Raw genomic sequence first — 21,173 nt, 5'->3', positions numbered from 1 at the left:
TCAATTCTGCTTTTGTCTATCAGTCCACGTCGTCAACGACTGCGTCGGCGGCGCCGCTGATGCGGTGGGCGAGAGCCGCTTCCATGAACTCGTTGAGTTCGCCGTCGAGCACGTCGTCCGGCGCGGTGCTGGCGACGCCAGTGCGCAGATCCTTGACCAGCTGGTAGGGCTGCAGCACGTAGGAGCGGATCTGGTGGCCCCAGCCGATATCCGTCTTGGAGGCGGCTTCGGCGTTGGCGGCGTCCTCACGCTTCTTCAGCTCGGCTTCATACATGCGGGCGCGCAGCATGTCCCAGGCCTTGGCGCGGTTCTTGTGCTGCGAACGCTCTTGCTGGCACTGCACGACGATGCCGGTCGGCATATGCGTGATGCGCACCGCCGAGTCGGTGGTGTTGACGTGCTGGCCGCCGGCGCCCGACGAACGATAGGTGTCGATGCGGCAGTCGCCTTCGTTGATCTCGATCTGGATCGAGTCGTCGACCACGGGATAGACCCAGATCGACGAAAAGGAGGTGTGGCGACGCGCGTTGCTGTCGTAAGGCGAGATGCGCACCAGCCGGTGCACGCCCGATTCCGTCTTCAGCCAGCCATAGGCATTGTGTCCCTTGACGAGCAGGGTCGCGGATTTGATGCCCGCCTCTTCGCCGTCATGAACTTCGAGAAGCTCGACCTTGAAACGCTGGCGTTCGGCCCAGCGGGTGTACATGCGCAGCAGCATGTTCGCCCAGTCCTGGCTTTCGGTGCCGCCGGCGCCTGAATGAACTTCGAGATAGGTGTCGTTGCCGTCGGCCTCGCCGGAGAGCATCGCTTCCACCTGGCGGCGCGCAGCCTCGGCCTTCAGGGCCCTCAACGTATCCTCGGCTTCCTTGACGACACCTTCGTCGCCCTCTTCCTCGCCGAGCTCGATCAGTTCGATATTGTCGTTCAGCTGTTGTTCCAGCTGCTTGACGCCGCTGATGCCGTCATCGAGTTGCTGGCGCTCGCGCATCAGCTTCTGCGCTTCGGTAGCGTCGTTCCAGAGGTTCGGATCCTCTGCCTTGTTGTTCAACCAGTCCAGCCGTCTTATCGCCTGGTCCCAGTCAAAGATGCCTCCTCAGCAGGGTGATAGCCTGCTTGGTTTCATCGACCACGTTTTCGATTTCGGCTCGCATTTTCCTGCTTTTCTGTAACGGTCTTCTTCAAATGCTGCTGAATAGAGACGCCCGCCGCGGATGTAAAGAGCCGCGGCGGGCGTTCAAAATTCGGCGACGGTCAGAACAGGCCGGGCGTGCCGGTCTGGACGGCCTGGTTTGCCTGCGGCGAGGTCTTCAGGATCTCTTCCGGCGCCATGGTGCTATCCATGCCGATGACGTTGAAGCTGTCGGCCGGGCCGGTGCCTGGTTTGAAGGCCTCGATGATGGTGTTCGGATCGCCGTCGACGGCGGCCATGCCGGTCTTGCGGTCGATCGAAATCAGGTTCATGCCCGGCGGGATGACGAACTTCGATTCCGGCGTGTCCTTGACGGCGGCCTGCATGAATTCGTTGAAGATCGGGGCGGAGAGACCGCCGCCGGTGCCGCCGCGGCCGAGCGGGCCAGGCGTATCGAAGCCCATATAGAGGCCGGCGACCAGATCCGGTGTGAAGCCGACGAACCAGGCATCCTTCTCGTCGTTGGTGGTGCCGGTCTTGCCGGCGACGTCGCGGCCGCCGAGATCGATCTTGCCGGCGGCGGTGCCGCGCTGAATGACGCCCTGCATCATCGAGGTGATCTGATAGGCGGTCATCGGGTCGAGAACGGTCTCGCGGTTGTCGACGACATTCGGCTCTTCCTGGTTCTGCCAGTCGCCGGCATTGCAGCCCTCGCACAGACGCTCCTCATGCTTGAAGATCGTCTTGCCGTAGCGGTCCTGGATGCGGTCGATCAATGTCGGCTTGATCTGCTTACCGCCATTGGCGATGACCGAATAGGCCGAGACCATGCGCAGCACCGTCGTGTCGCCAGCGCCGAGCGACATGGAGAGAACCGGCAGCATGTGATCGTAGATGCCGAAGCGCTCGGCATATTCGGCGACGATGTTCATGCCGAGATCGTTGGCGAGGCGCACCGTCATCAGATTGCGGGAATGCTCGATGCCCGAACGCAGCGTCGACGGGCCGCCGGATTCGCCGCCGTAGTTTTCCGGCCTCCAGACCTGGCCGCCCGAGACGATCTCGATCGGCGCGTCCATGATGACGGAGGCCGGCGTATAACCATTGTCCATCGCGGCGGCGTAGACGAAGGGCTTGAACGAGGAGCCCGGCTGGCGCATCGCCTGGGTGGCGCGGTTGAATTCGGACTGCGAATAGGAGAAGCCGCCGACCATGGCGAGCACGCGGCCGGTTTTCGGATCCATGGCGACCAGGCCGCCCTGCACCTTCGGCGGCTGCTGCAGGCGATAGGAGGTCGAGGCGTCGTCGCCGAGCTTTGCGACATAGACGACATCACCGGGGGCGACGGCGCCGACCGGCGATTTCGTGCTCTTGCGGGCGCTGTCGGCCGAACGGAAGGCCCACTGCATGTTCTTAGCGTCGATCGTGCCGCGTTGACGGTCGGCCGAAACCTTGCCGCTTCCATCCTTGGGTGGCTGCAGGCCGATATCGACGGTGCTGTCGGAGACGGCGAGCACGACGGCAAGCCGCCATTCCGGGACGTCGGCGAGCGCAGGAATATCGGCAAGCGCCTTACCCCAGTCACCGCTTGCATCGATCTGCTTGATGGGCCCGTGGAAACCGCGGCGCTCGTCGTAGGTCACCAAACCGTCCTGCAGCGCCTTGCGGGCAGCGAGTTGCATCTGCGGATCGAGCGAGGTGCGCACCGAAAGGCCGCCTTCATAGAGGACTTTCTCACCATATTGGTCGATCAACTGGCGACGCACGGCTTCGGCGAAATAGTCCGAAGCAAAAAGCGAGGGGCCGGTCGTGCGGGCGGTGACGCCGAGCGGCTGCTTCTTGGCTTCCTCGCCGTCGCTCTGGCTGACATAGCCATTCTCGACCATGCGGTCGATCACCCAGTTGCGACGCTCGAGCGCAGCTTCGGGATGGCGGAAAGGATGATAATTGGCCGGACCTTTCGGTAGCGATGCCAGATAGGCGGCTTCGGCAACCGTCAGTTCGGTAACGGATTTGTTGAAATAGGTGAGTGCCGCGCCGGCGATGCCATAGGAATTCAGGCCGAAAAAAATCTCGTTCAGGTAGAGCTCAAGGATCTTGTCCTTGCTGTAGGCCTGCTCGATACGGAAGGACAGGATCGCTTCCTTGATCTTGCGGTCGATCGTCTGGTCAGAGCTCAAAAGGAAATTCTTGGCGACCTGCTGGGTGATCGTCGACGCGCCGACGGGGCGGCGGCCGGAACCGAAATTCTGCAGGTTGACGAGGATGGCGCGGCCGAGACCGGTGAGATCAACGCCCGGATGGTTGTAGAAATTCTTGTCTTCGGCCGACAGGAAAGCCGCCTTGACGCGGTCGGGGATGGCCTGGATCGGCAGAAAGAGACGCTTTTCCTTGGCGTATTCGGCCATCAGCGCACCGTTGCCGGCGTGGACACGGGTGGTCACCGGCGGCGCATAGCTGTTCAGAACGGCATAATCCGGGAGATCCTTCGCGACGTTGGCGAGATAGATGGCAACACCCGCCGCCGCGACCAGAAACAGGACGCAGGCCATTCCGAAGAAATATCCAAAAAGTCTAACCATATTTTCAGCTACCGGTCTCTTCGATCTTCAATCGGCGCAGAACGCAACGATTGCACGGATCAAGGCAATTTGCACGTTGCGCGGCTTACTCCATGAGCGCTACCGCCACAAGCCGATTCCGCGCCACAGGCTTACGAAACATAAGCCGGAGTAACGGCGCGATTGTGAGGAAAATAGGGCTCTGCCCGCCGCATTCACCGCTGCGGCCGCGTTTCATTAGAACTGTCACATCCAAGCAACGCCCGCCCCCGCCGCCAATCCGAACCATCCCGCTCAGACTTTGAGTCATGCGACTTACATTAAGTCTTTGTTTTCATTAATTTCGCCGACCCACAACCCCTATGGATTTATGGGTCGGTCAGGCATCAGCCGCCATTGGCGATGACGGCAGCGCGGTAGCGCTTCACCGCATCGGTCAAAAGACCGACGATCTTGCCGCGCCAGGTCTCGTCGAGCAGCAGTTTCTCATCGTCGGCATTCGAGAGGAACCCGAGTTCGAGGAGGATCGACGGCACGTCGGGGGCCTGCAGCACGCGAAAACCGGCATGACGGTGCGGGTTGTTGATGGTGCCGACCTGGTCCTTGAAAGAATTCAGCACGCTTTCGGCGAGCGAGATCGAGAAAGCCTGGGTCTCGCGCCGGGTCAGATCGAGCAGGATATCGGCGACCTCGGGCGGCTCGGCGACCGTCTCCTTGCCGGCAATCTGGTCGGAGAGGTTTTCGCGTTCGGCAAGGTCGGCGGCGAGCTTGTCGGATGCCTTGTCGGAGATGGTGTAGACGGTAGCGCCGCGGATATCCTTCTGCTTCAGCGTGTCGGCATGCAGCGAAATGAACAGGCCGGCATGGTTCTGGCGGGCGATCAGCACACGCTGCGAAAGCGACAGGAACTCGTCATCTTCGCGCGTCAGGAAAGCCTTGATGCCGGGCTCCTTGTTCAGCCGCTCGGTCAGCGCCTTGGCGAAGGCAAGCGTCACCTGCTTTTCCTCGGTCTTGGTGTCGACCCCGATCGCGCCGGTATCGATGCCGCCATGACCGGCGTCGACGGCGATGACGAAATCGCCGGGGGCGGGTTTTTCAGGCGCCGGAATGGCGCTCGTCGTCTGGGCCGCCTCGCTCCCATCGCTCGACGTCCGATCATTCCAGGATTGCGTCTTCACCAGTTCGGCAAAGGCCTGCTTGTCGATCATCTCGGCATCGAGCACAAGACGATGACCCTTGCCGGCCTCGTCGGCCTGCACCTTGGCGAGCGCCAGCTTCACCGGCCGTGCCGTCGTCAGAACGATGCGGGCGCTTTCCTCGTCCATCTTGCCGTAGCGGATATCCTTGAACAGGCCGCGGGCAGCGAGATCCTCGGCCGGAAAACCGAAGGCGGTCGCCGGCAGGTCGATGACGATGCGTTCCGGATTGGCGATATAGTGGACCGAGAAGCGCGGTTCGCGATCGAAATCGATGACAATACGGGTCCTTGCATCGTCGCCGACGATGCGCGCGCCATAAGCAAGCAGCGGATCCCCGGCCTCGACGGAACCGGCAACGGCCGGCAGCAGACCGACGGCCAGAAGTGCTGCCAGAATCCGCCTTGCGAATGTCGATCGCCGCCGCCCTGCGGATTTCGCCGCGATCCGATCCCTCTTAAACAATAACCCGCCACACCCTATCTGTGTTGCGATGGAGCCGACGCGGCCGCGTCGAACGTCGCCTGGACGAAACACCCTTTGCGGCCCGCCGAATCGCAATCACTTTATCCCCAGTTTCTATGCGTTACGAAATCCATCAATATTATGGCACATTTGGCTTTTCCCTTGCTATTGTGACACAGAAAACATACAACGAATTTTAGGGTAAAGTGTTGACGGGATAGAGTCGCCGCAAAGGCTGCCAGCCAGATCAGGACCTGGCGCCACCACCGGTCATCGTCCGCCGTCTCATGCGCTTCATCCCTAGAACTGGATCCTGATTTTCCGGCTTATTGTCGGAATTCATTGGTGGATCAGCCACCACGCTCTCAGGGAGCAAACTCATCGGACCCGAACGGGTCTTCGTATTTGTCGATCACGCTTGGTTGTTGATGGTTTCGCAGCAGGTTTTATCTGAAGTGTACAGGCCCCGGACCGAAATGGTTCCGGCTGCGGTCTGGCTGCTGCCCTCCCCCTCGCATCAGGCGCGACTTTCATTATCCGGCGCGGCTACAGTGGACCGCATTCTTTCTGTTTCAACAGCAGTCGGGAATGCGCTCTCGCGGCCACGCCGAGGAGCACAGCTTACATGGCAGACAAAATGCTTATCGATGCGTCTCACGAGGAAGAGACGCGCGTCGTTGTCGTTCGCGGGAACCGCATAGAAGAATTTGACTTCGAGTCGCAGCACAAGAAGCAGATCCGCGGCAACATCTATCTGGCAAAGGTAACGAGGGTCGAGCCCTCGCTGCAAGCCGCTTTCGTCGATTACGGCGGCAACCGGCACGGCTTCCTGGCCTTCGCCGAAATCCATCCCGACTATTATCAGATACCGCTTGCCGACCGTCAGGCGCTGCTTCGGGCCGAGGCCGAGGAGCATCGCCGCGATGAAGATGTCGAGCATGTCGAAACCGCGCCGATGGTCGATCTTTCCAAGCAGGATCAGCCGGATGTCGGCATCGTGCCGGCAGAGGCGCCGGAAACGGCTGCTGCGACGGAAGAGCCGGCAGCGGTAGAGGCCGCTGCATCGCCCGAGGCCGCTGAGGAAGCGCCGGCCAAGAAGGCCAGACCGCGCCGCAGCCGCAAGAAGGCAGCCGAGCCGGCTGCCGAGACGACCGCGACCGAGGACGCCGTTCCCACAGACGTCGAAGCCGAAGGCGCTTCGAGCGTCGACAACGAGGATGACGGCTCGACCGGCGGCGCGATGGCCGCCATGGTGGAAACAGACTCGATCTCCGAAGACGTCGACACCAGCAAGCGTCGCCACGATGATGACGACGATGATGACGATCACGGCGAAGAGGAAGTCATCGAATCCGTCGGCGCCGAAGACGCGATGGAGGAAGTGCCGGATCGCGTGCAGCGCAAGCCGCGCAAGCAGTACCGCATCCAGGAAGTCATCAAGCGCCGCCAGATCCTGCTCGTCCAGGTCGCCAAGGAAGAGCGCGGCAACAAGGGTGCAGCGCTCACCACCTATCTATCGCTTGCCGGCCGCTATTCCGTGCTGATGCCGAACACGGCGCGCGGCGGCGGCATTTCCCGTAAGATCACCAACCCGGCCGACCGCAAGCGCCTGAAGGAAATCGCGCGCATGCTCGAGGTGCCGCAGGGCATGGGCGTCATCCTGCGCACGGCCGGCGCCAACCGCACCAAGGTCGAGGTCAAGCGCGACTTCGAATATCTGATGCGGCTCTGGGAGAACGTGCGCACGCTGACGCTGGCGTCCACGGCTCCCTGCCTCGTCTATGAGGAAGGCTCGCTGATCAAGCGCTCGATCCGTGACCTCTACAACAAGGATATCGGCGAGATCATCGTTGCCGGCGAGGAAGGCTATCGTGAAGCGAAAGACTTCATGAAGATGCTGATGCCGAGCCATGCCAAGGTGGTTCAGCCCTATCGCGACATTCACCCGATCTTCTCGCGCTCCGGCATCGAAGCCCAGCTCGACCGCATGCTGCAGCCGCAGGTGACGCTGCGCTCCGGCGGCTACCTGATCATGAACCAGACGGAAGCGCTGGTTTCGATTGACGTCAACTCCGGCCGCTCGACGCGCGAACACTCGATCGAGGACACCGCGCTGCAAACCAACCTCGAAGCCGCTGAGGAAATCGCCCGCCAGCTTCGCCTGCGCGACCTCGCCGGCCTGATCGTCATCGACTTCATCGACATGGAAGAGAAGCGCAACAACCGCGCTGTCGAGAAGAAGCTCAAGGAATGCCTGAAGAACGATCGCGCCCGCATCCAGGTCGGCCGTATCTCGCATTTCGGCCTGCTGGAAATGTCGCGCCAGCGCATCCGTGCCTCGGTTCTCGAATCGACGACGCAGGTCTGCTCGCATTGCGGCGGCAGCGGCCATGTGCGTTCGCAGTCCTCCGTCGCGCTGCATGTCCTGCGCGGTATCGAGGAATATCTGCTCAAGAATACCACGCACAATATCAGCGTACGCACCACGCCTGACATTGCGCTCTACCTGCTCAACCACAAGCGCCAGACAATCATCGATTACGAAAACCGTTTCGGCGTCGCTATCGTCATCGATGCGGACGGTTCGGTCGGGGCGCAGCATTTCGCCATCGATCGCGGCGAGGCCGTGGAGAACCCGGTCAAGATCGAGACGCTCTTCAATTTCGCAGCCATTCCCGAGGATGACGACGACGACATCGTCATCGAAATGGATGAGGAAGAAGACGAGGAACTCGAGGAAAAGCCGGCAGCCACTGAGCGACCCGTCGCGGCACGCTCCGAAGGCGAAGGTGACGGCAACCGCAAGCGCAAGCGCCGCCGGCGCCGGCGCGGCCGCAACGGCAATGCCGAGCAGCCGGCATCGGCAGCAGGCGAAGCCGGCGACGAGGATGAAGACGGCGACGACGAGGGCGGCGAAGGTGATGAAACCACCGAAGCCACGTCCGAGACGCTGGCTGAGAGCGAAGAATCGCAGCGCCGCAAGCGCCGCCGTCGCGGCAAGCGCGGCGGCCGCCGCAACCGCGCCGAGGACGGTTCCGAACTGATGGCCGGCGAAGCCGGTGAAGACAATGGCGCTGACGAGGGCGGCGAAGAGAGCGAAGGCGACGACGTTTCGAACAACGGCGCTGCTGGAGAAGCCGAAACAGTCGAAGCGGTTGCCGAGCAGCCTGGCGAAAGCCAAGCCGCAGCTGCCGCTGTCGAGGGTGCGGCTGTTGTCACCGAGGATGTGAAGCCAGCCCGGGGCCGCGGCCGCCGCAAAGCCGCCCCAGCGCCTGTGGAGGAGCCAGTAGCAGAAGCAGCTCCTGTCGCCGAAGCCGAGCCGGAGCTGGTCGAGGCCTCCGCCGATCTCGAAACGCCCGCTCAGGAAGAGGCCCCGGAAGAGGCAAAGCCAGTTCGCGCCAACCGCGAATCCAACATCACCTCCTCCGAGCCGACTGTGAAATCCACCCGCAGCGAAAATGGCGAAAGCGACGACGGCAAGCCGAAAAAGGCCGGCTGGTGGCAGCGCCGTGGCTTCTTCTGAACGCTGATTTTCGGACGTAAATGATCAATCCGGCCGCGGCGACGCGGTCGGATTTTTGCTTGTGGCAACGGTACCTTCAGTGAAGTTGAACCCCAAGGGATGGGCGTGTACCTTCATCATATTGGTACAGCCGAGGTGGTCATGCGGACGACGATCGATATCGATGACGGCTTGCTCGACGCAGCAATGATCGTCACGGGATTGGCGACAAAAGATGCCGCCGTCGAACAGGCTTTGCGAAACCTCATCGAGAAGCACCGCCGGAAAAATGCGATCGCCGATCTCGCAGGCATAGGCTGGGAGGGCGACCTGGAAGTGAGACGTTGCGACCAGCCGGACGACGGACAGTGATCGTCATCCACACTGGTGGTGGATCGTGCATCAGCGCGGGACAAGTGTGGCCAGCCAGGTCCGGGAGATCGTCGACACCCCCCTCCTCCGCCTGCTGGCACCTTCTCCCCGCGCGCGGGGAGAAGGGGATATGCCGCAACGTCTCCATCCGTCGCCAGCGTCTCGCGGGGCACGTCCCCTCGCCCCGTTTACGGGGAGAGGGTTAGGGTGAGGGGCAGCCGTCGGCGCAGCGCTTCGCTATCGATTGGATCGACGAGGCGAGGTGAACAATACGCCGCCTGCGGTCAGCCCGCCGGCGGATAGAGCAGGTCGACGATGTAGCTGGCGTCGAAGCGGGAATCGAGCATGCCGTAGGTGGAGCGCCAGCCGCCGGCAAGGCGCGTCTCGATGAAGGCATCGGCGATGCGCCCAGCGCCCAGCCGATAGAGTTCGGCGGCACCGGCGGCAAGCGCCAGCTGCTCGACGAGCAGGCGCGCGGCCCCCTCGTCCTGTTCGCAGAGCGCGATTGCAGCGCGCAGCACGTCGATCGTCTTCTTGCCGGCCGGACCGAGATCGCGGGCAAGACCAGCGAACACCGTCTCGAATAGGTCCTTGCCGCGGTTGAGCACGCGCAGCACGTCGAGCGCCATGACGTTGCCGGAGCCTTCCCAGATGGCGTTGACGGGAGCTTCGCGGTAATGGCGGGCGATCGGGCGTTCCTCGATATAGCCGTTGCCGCCGATGCATTCCATCGCCTCGTAGATCAGCGCCGGCGCGATCTTGCAGCACCAGTATTTGGCGACCGGCGTCATGACGCGGGCATAGGCTGCCTGCTCGGCATTGCCACGCGCCTTGTCGAAGGCGTCGGCCAGACGGAAGGACAGTGCGGTGGCGGCGGCGACATCGAGCGCCATGTCGGCCAGCACGCGCGTCATGATCGGCTGGTTGACGAGCATCTTGCCGAAGACGTTGCGGCCGCGGGTGTGGTGTACGGCTTCGGCCAGCGAGGCGCGCATCATGCCTGACGAGGCCAGCGCGCAGTCGAGCCGCGTCAGCGTCACCATGTCGAGAATGGTGCGGATCCCGGCATCCGCGCCGCCGAGCAGGAAGCCGAAGGTATCGGTGAACTCGACCTCGGCAGAGGCGTTGGATCGGTTGCCGACCTTGTCCTTCAGCCGCTGGAACTGCAAGCCGTTGGCCGAACCATCCTCCAGCAGCCGCGGCACGAGGAAGCAGCCCATGCCCTCCTTCGTCTGCGCCAGCATGATGAAGGCATCGCTCATCGGAGCGGACATGAACCATTTGTGGCCGGACAGCCGGTAGATGCCTTCGCTGACCTTTTCGGCAGCACTGCGGTTGGCGCGCACATCCGTGCCGCCCTGCTTTTCCGTCATGCCCATGCCGATGGTGACGGCGGATTTCTGCATGGCGGGTTTGTTCGACGAATCATATTTGCGCGAGAGGATTTTGGGCGCCCAGTCCTTCTGCACCGCGGCCGAGGCCGAGAGCGCGGCAACGGAGGCGCTGGTCATCGTCAGCGGGCAGAGATGGCCGGATTCCAGCTGCGCGGTCAGATAGAAGCGGGCGGCGCGAACCTTGTGGGCCTCATCCTTGGCATCGGCATCGGCCTGCGGATCCCAGACGGAAGAATGCAGGCCGACCGACATGGAGCGGCGCATCAGTGCATGCCAGGCCGGGTGGAATTCCACGACGTCGAGGCGCTCGCCGCGCGGACCGTGGGTGCGCAGCTGCGGCGCGCCCTGGTTTGCCATGCGCGCCAGTTCCTGCGCCTCTGGCGAGGTGACGTAGCGGCCCATGTTTTCCAGGTCTTCGCGAATGCCGCGCGGCAGGGCCGCCGTCAGATCGACGATCAGCGGATCGGACCGATAGGCGTTGATGCCAGACCACAGGCTCGGCTGGTTGAGTTCTGCGAGTTTTTCGTCAGTCCGGTTGGCGGAGGTCATAATTCGCTTCTAGTGTAAGAACCCGGCAAAGGGAAACCGGAAGTTATGATTCGGTTCATTCTGCTCTATCGGAATTCTGGCGAAAATGCATGGGGACATAAGCCTTTGCCCACAGCGCATGCTTGCCCCGGCGGGCCGCACTCTTTATAGACCCGCCAGAGACAGCAAGAGGCAGGGTCATGGTCTTTTTCCCCCACCGCCACCTCATCGGCATTAAGGGCCTCACCGAGCAGGATATCACCTATCTGCTCGACAAGGCCGACGAAGCCGTCAAGATCAGCCGCCAGCGAGAGAAGAAGACATCGACGCTGCGCGGACTGACGCAGATCAACCTCTTCTTCGAGGCATCGACACGCACGCAGGCCTCGTTCGAACTTGCCGGGAAGCGGCTCGGCGCCGACGTCATGAACATGTCGGTCGGCAATTCCTCGGTGAAGAAGGGCGAGACGCTGATCGATACGGCGATGACGCTGAATGCGATGCGCCCCGACGTGCTGGTCATCCGCCATTCGAGCGCGGGGGCGGCCGCCCTTCTCGCCCAGAAGGTCTCCTGCTCGGTCGTCAATGCCGGCGACGGGCAGCACGAACATCCGACCCAGGCGCTGCTCGATGCGCTGACGATCCGCCGCGCCAAAGGCAAGCTCTCGCGCATCATCGTGGCGATCTGTGGCGACGTGCTGCATTCGCGGGTGGCGCGCTCCAATATCCTGCTGCTCAATGCGATGGGCGCCCGCGTGCGCGTCGTCGCGCCCGCCACTCTGCTGCCCGCCGGCATCGCCGATATGGGCGTCGAGGTCTTCCATTCGATGAAGGAAGGACTGAAGGACGCCGATGTGGTGATGATGCTGCGGCTGCAGCGCGAACGCATGTCCGGCGCCTTCGTGCCTTCGGTGCGCGAATACTATCATTTCTACGGACTCGACGCCGAAACGTTGAAGGCGGCGAAAGAGGATGCGCTAGTCATGCATCCCGGCCCGATGAACCGCGGCGTTGAGATCGCCTCCGAGGTGGCGGACGGTCCGCAGAGCGTGATCGCCGAACAGGTGGAAATGGGGGTCGCGGTGCGAATGGCGGTGATGGAGACGCTGCTCGTATCGCAGAACCAAGGCCCCCGAACCGATGGATTGAAGGCATGAGCAACCCGATCGTCCTCCAGAACGTCCGCATCGTCGATCCCTCGCGCAATCTCGACGAGGTGGGTTCGATCATCGCCGCAAACGGGGTGATCCTGGCTGCCGGCAGCGCGGCGCAGAACCAGGGCGCGCCCGAAGGCGCTGATATCCGCGACTGCGCCGGCCTTGTCGCCACGCCCGGCCTCGTCGATGCGCGCGTCCATATCGGCGAACCCGGCGGCGAGCACCGCGAGACGATCGCCTCGGCGAGCCGGGCGGCCGCAGCCGGCGGCGTCACCTCGATCATCATGATGCCGGACACCGATCCCGTCATCGACGACATCGCGCTCGTTGAATTCGTCAAGAAGACGGCGCGCGACACCGCTGCCGTCAACGTTTATCCGGCCGCCGCCCTGACCAAGGGGCTTGCCGGCGAGGAGATGACGGAGATCGGCCTGCTGATGCAAGCAGGCGCCGTCGCCTTCACCGACGCCCATTCCAGCGTCCACGACACGCAGGTGCTGCGGCGGATCATGACTTATGCGCGCGAATTCGGCGCCGTCATCTGCTGCGAAACGCGCGACAAATATCTTGGCGCCAACGGCGTCATGCATGAGGGGCTTTTCGCCAGCTGGCTCGGGCTCTCCGGCATTCCAAGAGAAGCCGAGCTGATCCCGCTCGAACGCGATCTCAGGATCGCAGAGCTGACACGCGGCCGGTATCATGCCGCGATGATCTCGGTGCCGCAGTCGGTCGAGGCGATCGAACGCGCCCGCAGCCGCGGTGCCAAGGTGACCTCAGGCATCTCGATCAACAATCTGGCGCTCAACGAAAACGACATCGGCGAATATCGCACCTTCTTCAAGCTCTACCCGCCGCTGCGCCCGGAAGACGACCGGGGCGCCATGGTCGAGGCGTTGGCACGCGGCGCGATCGATATCATCGTCTCCTCGCACGACCCGCAGGATGTCGATACGAAGCGACTGCCCTTCGGCGAGGCTGAAGACGGGGCGATCGGCCTCGAAACCACGCTGGCGGCGGCTCTGAGGCTTCACCATGGCGGCCAAGTGAGCCTGATGCGGCTGATCGACGCCATGTCCACCCGCCCGGCTGAGATTTTCGGCCTCCCCGCCGGCACGCTGAAGCCGGGGGCTGCGGCCGATATCGCGCTGATCGATCTCGATGAGCCTTGGCTTGTCGCCAAAGACATGCTTCTCTCTCGCTCGAAGAACACGCCGTTCGAAGATGCGCGCTTCAGCGGGCGGGCGGTCGCGACATATGTCTCGGGAAAGCTTGTCCACGCGCTTTAGGAAACGGTGTCCTTAAAACGGCATATTAGGGATAGGCCACGGAGGGGCTGAGGCGGTATATGTTATCCAATCTCATGTCATGGCAGATCACGCTGCCGATCGCGCTTGCCGCCGCCGTCATCGGCTATCTCTTCGGCTCCATTCCTTTCGGCCTGATCCTGACGCGCGCCGCCGGGCTCGGCGACGTGCGCAGCATCGGCTCCGGCAACATCGGCGCGACCAATGTGCTGAGAACCGGAAATCGCAAGCTCGCGGCGGCGACGCTGCTGCTCGATGCGCTGAAGGCATCGGCGGCGGCCTGGGTCGTCGGTTACTTTCTCGGTGAGGAGGCTGCGATCATCGCCGGCTTCTTCGCCTTCATCGGCCACCTCTTCCCGGTCTGGATCGGCTTCAAGGGCGGCAAGGGCGTCGCCACCTATATCGGCACCCTGCTCGGCGTCGCACCGATCATGGTCGTGCTCTTCGCCGCCGTCTGGCTGGCAATCGCCTTCACCACCCGCTATTCCTCGCTGTCGGCGCTGGTCGCCATGCTTGTCATCCCGGTTGCGCTGTGGATATTGGGCAATGAAAAGGTTGCAGCCGTCATGGCGATCATGACGCTGATCTCCTACTGGAAGCACAGGACGAATATCTCCCGCCTGATGGGCGGGACGGAAAGCAAGATCGGGGCGAAGGGATAATGGATGCGCTGAGCACGGGACCAAAAGGCACTGTGCTGAGCGAACGGCAGAGAATTGCCTGGCTGCGCCTCATCCGTTCCGACAATATCGGCCCGGCGACCTTTCGCGACCTCATCAATCATTTCGGTTCGGCCGAGGCGGCGCTTGCGGCGTTGCCGGAGCTTTCGGCGCGCGGCGGTGCGACGCGGGCAATCCGTATCGCCAGCGAGGCCGAGGCGCATCGGGAGCTGGAGGCGGCGCATCGTTTCGGCGCCCGCTTCGTCGGCATCGGCGAGCCGGACTATCCACAGGCGCTGAAGCAGATCGACGGCGCGCCGCCGCTGCTGGCCGTCAAGGGCACGCTTGCCGCCGCCAAACGACCTGCTGTCGGCGTCGTCGGCTCGCGCAACGCCTCGATCGCCGGCGCCAAATTCGCGGCGATGGTGGCCCGCGACTGCGGCCGGGCTGGATATACCGTCGTCTCGGGCCTGGCGCGCGGCATCGACACATCGGCGCATCGGGCAAGCCTGGAGACGGGCACGATCGCGGCCCTTGCCGGCGGTCTCGACCAACCCTACCCGCCGGAGAATATCGGCCTGCTTGCGGAGATAACCGGCGGCAACGGCCTGGCGGTCAGCGAAATGCCTTTCGGCTGGGAGCCCCGCGCCCGTGATTTCCCGCGGCGGAACCGGCTGATCGCCGGCATCGCGCTCGGCCTCGTCGTGGTGGAAGCGGCAACGCGCTCGGGATCGCTGATCACCGCCCGCCTTGCCGGCGAGTTCGGCCGGCTGGTATTTGCCGTACCGGGCTCACCGCTCGATCCGCGCTGCCATGGCACCAACGGCCTGCTCAAGGACGGCGCTTCGATCGTCACCGCACCCGCCGATGTCATCGAGGCCTTGGCGCCGCTTGTGCAATTCGAGCTGTTCCCGTCGTCGATGGCGGAGGAGCCGCCGCGTGACGGCGGGGCAATGACGATGCCGCCCGGCGATACGGATCGCAATCGCATCATCGATGCGCTCGGGCCGACGCCGGTCGAGATCGACGATATTATCCGCCACACCGGACTGTCGGCATCGGCGGTCTATCTGATCCTGCTGGAACTCGACATCGCAGGCAGGCTGCACCGGCATCAGGGCGGTCTCATCTCGCTTTCCGATTGAGCTTTGCGCGATACGGGCCGGCCGCTTTGCAGCAGCCGCAAGACGTAAAATTGTAGCTAACCCCTTGACCGCAGCGATTTCCCTGTCCATGTCGGAGGGCCGACATCCATGTTGCGGTGTGTGTTGCGCTGGTTTCAACGCTGGCGTCGTTTCCTTTTTTAGAGAATCATCATGAATGTTGTAGTGGTGGAATCGCCTGCCAAGGCCAAGACGATCAACAAGTATCTGGGTTCGGGATACAAAGTGCTCGCCTCCTTCGGCCATGTGCGCGATCTGCCTGCCAAGGATGGCTCGGTCCTCCCCGATCAGGATTTCGAAATGCTTTGGGAGGTCGACGGGGCCTCGGCCAAACGGATGAAGGATATCGCCGACGCGGTGAAATCTTCCGACGGCCTTTTTCTCGCGACCGACCCGGATCGCGAAGGCGAAGCGATTTCCTGGCACGTCCTCGACATGCTCAACAAGAAGCGGGTGCTGAACGGCAAGCCGGTCAAGCGAGTCGTCTTCAACGCGATCACCAAGAAGGCGGTGCTCGACGCGATGGCCGATCCGCGCGACATCGACGTGCCGCTGGTCGACGCCTATCTCGCGCGCCGCGCGCTCGACTACCTCGTTGGCTTCAATCTTTCGCCGGTCCTCTGGCGCAAGCTGCCCGGCGCACGCTCCGCCGGCCGCGTCCAGTCGGTGGCGCTTCGCCTGGTCTGCGACCGCGAATCCGAAATCGAGCGGTTCATTTCGGAAGAATACTGGAACATCTCGGCGCTGCTGAAGACGCCGCGTGGCGACGAGTTCGAGGCAAGGCTGGTTTCGGCCAACGGCAAGCGGCTGCAGCCGCGCGCGATCGGCAACGGCGAGGACGCGGGCCGCCTGAAGGCGTTGCTGGACGGCGCGAGCTATGTCGTCGACGCGGTCGAAGCCAAGCCGGTCAAGCGCAATCCCGGACCGCCATTTACGACCTCGACCTTGCAGCAGGCTGCCTCCTCCAATCTCGGCTTCTCCGCATCGCGCACCATGCAGATCGCCCAGAAGCTTTATGAAGGCGTCGATATCGGCGGCGAGACCGTCGGTCTCATCACCTATATGCGAACCGACGGCGTGCAGATGGCGCCCGAGGCGATCGAGGCGGCGCGCCGCGCCATCGTCGACCAGTTCGGTGAGCGTTATATGCCTGAAAAGGCGCGCTTCTATTCCACCAAGGCCAAGAACGCCCAGGAGGCGCACGAGGCGATCCGCCCGACCGATTTCTACCGCTCGCCCGACCGCGTGCGCCAATTCCTCGACGCCGACCAGATTCGGCTCTACGACCTGATCTGGAAGCGCGGTATCGCCAGCCAGATGGCCTCGGCCGAAATCGAGCGCACGACGGCTGAAATCACCGCCGACAACAAGGGCGAGAAGGCCGGGCTGCGCGCCGTCGGCTCGGTCATCCGCTTCGATGGCTTCATAGCCGCCTATACCGATCAGAAGGAAGACGGCGAGCAGAGCGACGACGGCGACGAGGGTGGCCGCCTGCCGGAGATCAATGCGCGCGAGACGCTCGCCAAGCAGAAGATCAATTCGACCCAGCATTTCACCGAGCCGCCGCCGCGCTACTCGGAAGCCTCGCTGATCAAGAAGATGGAAGAGCTCGGCATCGGCCGCCCCTCCACCTATGCCGCGACGCTGACGACGCTGCGCGACCGCGACTACGTGACGATCGACAAACGCAAGCTGATCCCGCAGGCCAAGGGCCGGCTGGTGACGGCTTTCCTCGAAAGCTTCTTCACCAAATATGTCGAATACGACTTCACCGCCGATCTCGAGGAAAAGCTCGACCGGATTTCCGCCGGCGAGCTGAACTGGAAGCAGGTGCTGCGCGATTTCTGGAAAGATTTCTTCGCCCAGATCGAAGACACCAAGGAACTGCGCGTCACCAATGTGCTCGATTCGCTGAACGAGGCGCTGGCGCCGCTGGTCTTCCCGAAGCGGGAAGACGGCAGCGATCCCCGGATCTGCCAGGTCTGCGGCACCGGCAACCTGTCGCTGAAGCTCGGCAAATACGGCGCCTTCGTCGGCTGCTCGAACTATCCGGAATGCAATTACACCCGCCAGCTCTCCTCCGAAAACGGCGGAGAAGCGGATGGTGCCGCCCTCAACGAACCGAAGAACCTCGGCACCGATCCGACGACCGGCGAGGAACTGACGCTGCGCTCTGGCCGCTTCGGCCCCTATATCCAGCGCGGCGACGGCAAGGAGGCCAAACGCGCTTCGCTGCCGAAGGGCTGGAAGCCTGAGGACATCGACTACGAAAAGGCGATGGCGCTGATTTCGCTGCCGCGCGATATCGGCAAACATCCGGAATCGGGCAAGATGATCTCGTCTGGCATCGGCCGCTATGGGCCGTTCCTGCTGCATGACGGTTCCTATGCCAATCTGGAAACGATCGAGGATGTGTTCTCGGTCGGCCTCAACCGCGCCGTGACCGTCATTGCCGAAAAGGCAAAACAGGCGCCGGGCCGCGGTTCGCGCGGCACGCCGGCGGCGCTGAAGACGCTCGGCGATCATCCCGATGGCGGCGCCATTACTGTTCGCGACGGCAAGTACGGTCCTTACGTCAACTGGGGCAAGGTCAACGCCACACTGCCCAAGGGCAAGGATCCGCAGGCCATCACCGTCGAGGAGGCGCTGGCGCTGATCACGGAAAAGGCCGGCAAGGCGCCTGCGGGCAAGACGAGCAAGGCGAAAGCCAAGCCGAAGGCGGCGGCGGCCGAAGCCAAGACCACCAAGACGGCGGCCAAGCCAAAGGCAACGAAGGCGAAAGCGCCCGCGAAATCGAAAAAGAGCTGACGTGAGCAGAATACCGCGCGACAGAACGAACCCTGCGGGCAAGCGCCCGGGCAAGATCGGCCGTGCCGGCAAGGATGCTCCCGCCGTCGAGCCGCTGAATATCGTCCACGGCGCGCTGCCGTCGCGGGAGGTGATCCTGCGCTTCATCGCCGATCATCCGCAGAAAGCTTCCAAGCGGGAACTCGCCAAGGCTTTCGGGCTGAAGGGCGACAGCCGCGTCGAGCTCAAGCACATGCTGCAGGAGCTCGAGCAAGAAGGCATGCTGCAGAAGAACCGCAAGTCGCTAATCCGCCCCGGCGCGCTGCCGCCGGTCACCGTTCTCGATATCACCACGCGCGACAAGGACGGCGATCTGATCGGCCGGCCGGCGGAATGGCCCGAGGATCAGGGTGTCGCGCCCGCCGTCGCCATCCGCCAGCAATCGCCCGCAGGCCGCCAGGGCAAGGGCAAGGCACCGGTCGCCGGCCTCGGCGACCGCATTCTGGCGAAGATCTTCCCGGCCGTCGATCGCGGCGGGCCGGCCTATACGGCGCGGATCATCAAAGTGATCGACAAGCGCCGCGGCGCCTCGATGGGCGTTTTCCGCGCAGCACCCGGCGGCGGCGGCCGGCTGCTGCCGATCGAGCGGCGCGGCGAGGAGATGGTCATCGATCCAGACTTCACCGGCGGTGCCAAAGACGGCGACCTGGTCGAGATCGAAGTCGCCCGTCTCGGGCGCTTCGGCCTGCCCCGCGCCAAGGTGCTTTCGGTCGTGGGTTCGGTCGGCTCGGAAAAGGCGATCTCGATGATCGCCATCCATGCGCACGGCATTCCGCATGTCTTCCCGCCAGCCGTCATCGCCGAGGCGGAGGACGCAAAACCGGCGACGATGTCGCATCGCGAGGACTGGCGCGACGTGCCGCTGATCACCATCGATCCGGCCGATGCCAAGGACCACGACGACGCCGTCTATGCCGAACTCGACCCCTCGCCCGACAACCCCGGCGGCGTCATCGTCACCGTGGCGATTGCCGACGTCTCCTGGTATGTCCGCCCGAAGTCGCCGCTCGACCGCGAGGCGCTGAAGCGCGGCAACTCGGTCTATTTCCCGGATCGCGTCGTGCCGATGCTGCCGGAGCGCATTTCCAACGATCTCTGCTCGCTGAAGGAAGGCGTCGACCGCCCGGCGCTTGCCGTGCGCATGAGCTTTTCCGGGGAAGGCCGCAAGATCGGCCACACGTTTCATCGCGTCATGATGAAGAGCGCGGCCAAACTCTCCTACCAGCAGGCGCAGGCGGCGATCGACGGCAAGCCGGACGACAAGACCTGGCCGATGCTCGAGCCGATCCTGAAGCCGCTCTGGCACGCCTACGAGGTGATGAAGCGCGGCCGCGACCGGCGCCAGCCGCTGGAACTCGACATGCCGGAGCGCAAGATCCTGCTGAAGCCCGACGGCACCGTCGACCGGGTCCACGTGCCGCCGCGGCTCGACGCGCACAAGCTGATCGAGGAGATGATGATCCAGGCGAACGTCGCCGCCGCCGAGACCCTGGAAAAGAAACGCCAGCCGCTGATCTACCGCATCCATGACGGGCCGACGCTTGCCAAGCAGGAAATCCTGCGCGAGTTCCTGGCGACGCTCGGCATCCCGCTTGCCAAGGGCGGCAATATGCGCGCCAACAACTTCAACGGCATTCTGGCGAAGGCCGACGGCACGCCGCACCAGACCATGGTCAACGAGATGGTGCTGCGCTCGCAGAGCCAGGCGATCTACGGCCCCGAGAATATTGGCCATTTCGGCCTCAACCTGATGAAATACGCGCATTTCACCTCGCCGATCCGTCGTTACGCCGATCTCATCGTGCATCGCGCCCTCGTCGGCTCGCTCGGCTTCGGCGAAGGCGGCATCACGACAGAGGAAGAGGCAGCGCTCGACGATATCGCCGCGGAAATTTCGACCTTCGAGCGCCGGGCGATGGCGGCCGAGCGTGAGACGGTCGACCGGCTGATCGCGCATCATTTGAGCGGACGCGTCGGCGAGGAATTTGCCGGGCGGGTCTCGGGTGTTACGAAATCCGGGCTTTTCATCGCCCTGCCGGAGTATGGCGCCGACGGTTTCGTCCCGATATCGACGCTCGGCACCGACTATTTCATCTATGACGAGGCGCATCAGGCGCTCTCGGGTGAACGTACGGGGCTCGGCTATCGCCTTGGCGACAACGTCACGGTGAAGCTTGCCGAAGCAATCCCGCTTGCCGGCGCGCTTCGGTTCGAGATGGTCAGCGAAGGGCGCGCGATGCCGGCGGCGGTGCGCTCCTTCCACAAAGCCGGCCGCCGCGACCGGGGCCAGCTTCGCAAGAAGCCGGGAACGAGGCCACCGCGCGGGCGGCATTGAAATGTTCCGGCTGTCCGAAAGCGGCATTGGGCGAGATTCACCAGCCTATGCGGCCTGAAGAGGAAGATGCGATGAGAACACCGACCGAACCGGTCGTCCGCTATGGCGACAGGCCCGAGGCCGAGCGTCCGCTGGGACGCTCCATCCTGCGCGGGCTGGTGAACCGCTGCCCGGCCTGCGGCAGCGGCAAACTTTTCCGTGCCTTCCTGAAGCCGGTCGATCATTGCGCGGCCTGCGGCGAGGCGATGCATCACCAACGCGCCGACGACCTGCCGCCCTACATCGTCATCCTCGTTCTCGGACACGTCGTGGTCGGCGGCTACATGCTGACCGACATGACCTTCGTGCTGCCGATATGGGTGCATATTGCCATCTGGGCACCGATCACCGTCATCACCGCGCTCGCCTCGATCCAGCCGATCAAGGGCGGCGTCATCGGCCTGCAATGGGCGCTGCGCATGCACGGTTTCGGCGGCGAGAGCGATGGTCCGGACGATTATGACATCCCCGGACCCCCGGAGTGATCACTTTCACCTTCCAGACATATTTACCGTGTAGTGC

Annotated in this window: 13 protein-coding genes; 9 read left to right on the top strand and 4 right to left on the bottom strand. The window is 63.5% G+C overall.

Going from position 1 to position 21,173, the window contains the following annotated elements; genetic code table 11:
- Positions 1 to 19: 19 nt before the first annotated feature.
- The 3 genes from prfB to FHX03_RS27505 all read right to left on the bottom strand — a co-directional run bounded on the left by prfB (position 20) and on the right by FHX03_RS27505 (position 5,351).
- Positions 20 to 1,151 (bottom strand): peptide chain release factor 2 gene (gene prfB / locus FHX03_RS27515; protein ID WP_165503911.1). Its coding sequence is split into 2 segments (ribosomal slippage): positions 20 to 1,081 and positions 1,083 to 1,151, totalling 1,131 coding nucleotides; the frame shifts between segments, so codons are not numbered across the junction.
- A 100-nt stretch (positions 1,152 to 1,251) separates the two neighbouring features.
- Positions 1,252 to 3,711, bottom strand: coding sequence for a penicillin-binding protein 1A (locus FHX03_RS27510; RefSeq protein ID WP_097627261.1), 2,460 nt, complete (start codon positions 3,709 to 3,711; stop codon positions 1,252 to 1,254).
- A 365-nt stretch (positions 3,712 to 4,076) separates the two neighbouring features.
- Positions 4,077 to 5,351: an N-acetylmuramoyl-L-alanine amidase gene (locus tag FHX03_RS27505; protein ID WP_183856377.1), complete on the bottom strand. Its 1,275-nt coding sequence runs from the start codon at positions 5,349 to 5,351 to the stop codon at positions 4,077 to 4,079.
- A gap of 625 nt (positions 5,352 to 5,976) precedes the next feature.
- Between FHX03_RS27505 and FHX03_RS27500 the strand changes: the two genes are divergently transcribed.
- Positions 5,977 to 8,874, top strand: a complete 2,898-nt coding sequence (locus FHX03_RS27500) for a ribonuclease E/G (RefSeq protein WP_183856375.1) — start codon at positions 5,977 to 5,979, stop codon at positions 8,872 to 8,874.
- A 141-nt stretch (positions 8,875 to 9,015) separates the two neighbouring features.
- Complete coding sequence (locus FHX03_RS27495; protein ID WP_183856373.1) at positions 9,016 to 9,225, top strand: type II toxin-antitoxin system VapB family antitoxin; 210 nt, start codon at positions 9,016 to 9,018, stop codon at positions 9,223 to 9,225.
- Positions 9,226 to 9,509: 284 nt separating this feature from the next.
- Here FHX03_RS27495 and FHX03_RS27490 read toward each other — a convergent pair whose 3' ends face one another.
- A complete protein-coding gene (locus FHX03_RS27490; protein WP_183856371.1) occupies positions 9,510 to 11,168 on the bottom strand; it encodes an acyl-CoA dehydrogenase family protein in 1,659 nt (552 codons plus the stop codon).
- Positions 11,169 to 11,347: 179 nt separating this feature from the next.
- On the opposite strand from FHX03_RS27490, the gene FHX03_RS27485 reads away from it, so the two are divergent.
- The 7 genes from FHX03_RS27485 to FHX03_RS27455 all read left to right on the top strand — a co-directional run bounded on the left by FHX03_RS27485 (position 11,348) and on the right by FHX03_RS27455 (position 21,136).
- Complete coding sequence (locus FHX03_RS27485) at positions 11,348 to 12,304, top strand: aspartate carbamoyltransferase catalytic subunit (protein WP_003587231.1); 957 nt, start codon at positions 11,348 to 11,350, stop codon at positions 12,302 to 12,304.
- On the top strand, positions 12,301 to 13,590 hold the full coding sequence (locus tag FHX03_RS27480) for a dihydroorotase (RefSeq protein WP_183856369.1): 1,290 nt from the start codon (positions 12,301 to 12,303) through the stop codon (positions 13,588 to 13,590). The genes FHX03_RS27485 and FHX03_RS27480 overlap by 4 nt, the downstream gene beginning before the upstream one ends.
- Before the next feature lie 59 nt (positions 13,591 to 13,649).
- Positions 13,650 to 14,270 carry a glycerol-3-phosphate 1-O-acyltransferase PlsY gene (gene plsY / locus FHX03_RS27475; RefSeq protein ID WP_183856367.1) on the top strand — a complete coding sequence of 207 codons (621 nt, stop codon included), beginning with the start codon at positions 13,650 to 13,652 and terminating at the stop codon, positions 14,268 to 14,270.
- Positions 14,270 to 15,412: a DNA-processing protein DprA gene (dprA, locus tag FHX03_RS27470; RefSeq protein ID WP_183856365.1), complete on the top strand. Its 1,143-nt coding sequence runs from the start codon at positions 14,270 to 14,272 to the stop codon at positions 15,410 to 15,412. The genes plsY and dprA overlap by 1 nt, the downstream gene beginning before the upstream one ends.
- Positions 15,413 to 15,583: 171 nt before the next feature.
- Positions 15,584 to 18,238: a type I DNA topoisomerase gene (gene topA, locus FHX03_RS27465; RefSeq protein ID WP_183856363.1), complete on the top strand. Its 2,655-nt coding sequence runs from the start codon at positions 15,584 to 15,586 to the stop codon at positions 18,236 to 18,238.
- Between the two features lies 1 nt (position 18,239).
- Entirely contained in the window at positions 18,240 to 20,612 is a 2,373-nt protein-coding gene (gene rnr / locus FHX03_RS27460) for a ribonuclease R (RefSeq protein WP_131711060.1), read from the top strand.
- A 71-nt stretch (positions 20,613 to 20,683) separates the two neighbouring features.
- Positions 20,684 to 21,136 carry a DUF983 domain-containing protein gene (locus tag FHX03_RS27455; protein WP_183856361.1) on the top strand — a complete coding sequence of 151 codons (453 nt, stop codon included), beginning with the start codon at positions 20,684 to 20,686 and terminating at the stop codon, positions 21,134 to 21,136.
- The last annotated feature ends 37 nt before the right edge of the window (positions 21,137 to 21,173 follow it).

Source organism: Rhizobium sp. BK456 (genome assembly GCF_014194045.1).
GTDB classification, from domain to species: Bacteria; Pseudomonadota; Alphaproteobacteria; order Rhizobiales; family Rhizobiaceae; genus Rhizobium; species Rhizobium redzepovicii.
The sequence above is the reverse complement of the archived record's forward strand: the minus strand, read 5'-3'. Positions and strand labels throughout refer to the sequence as shown.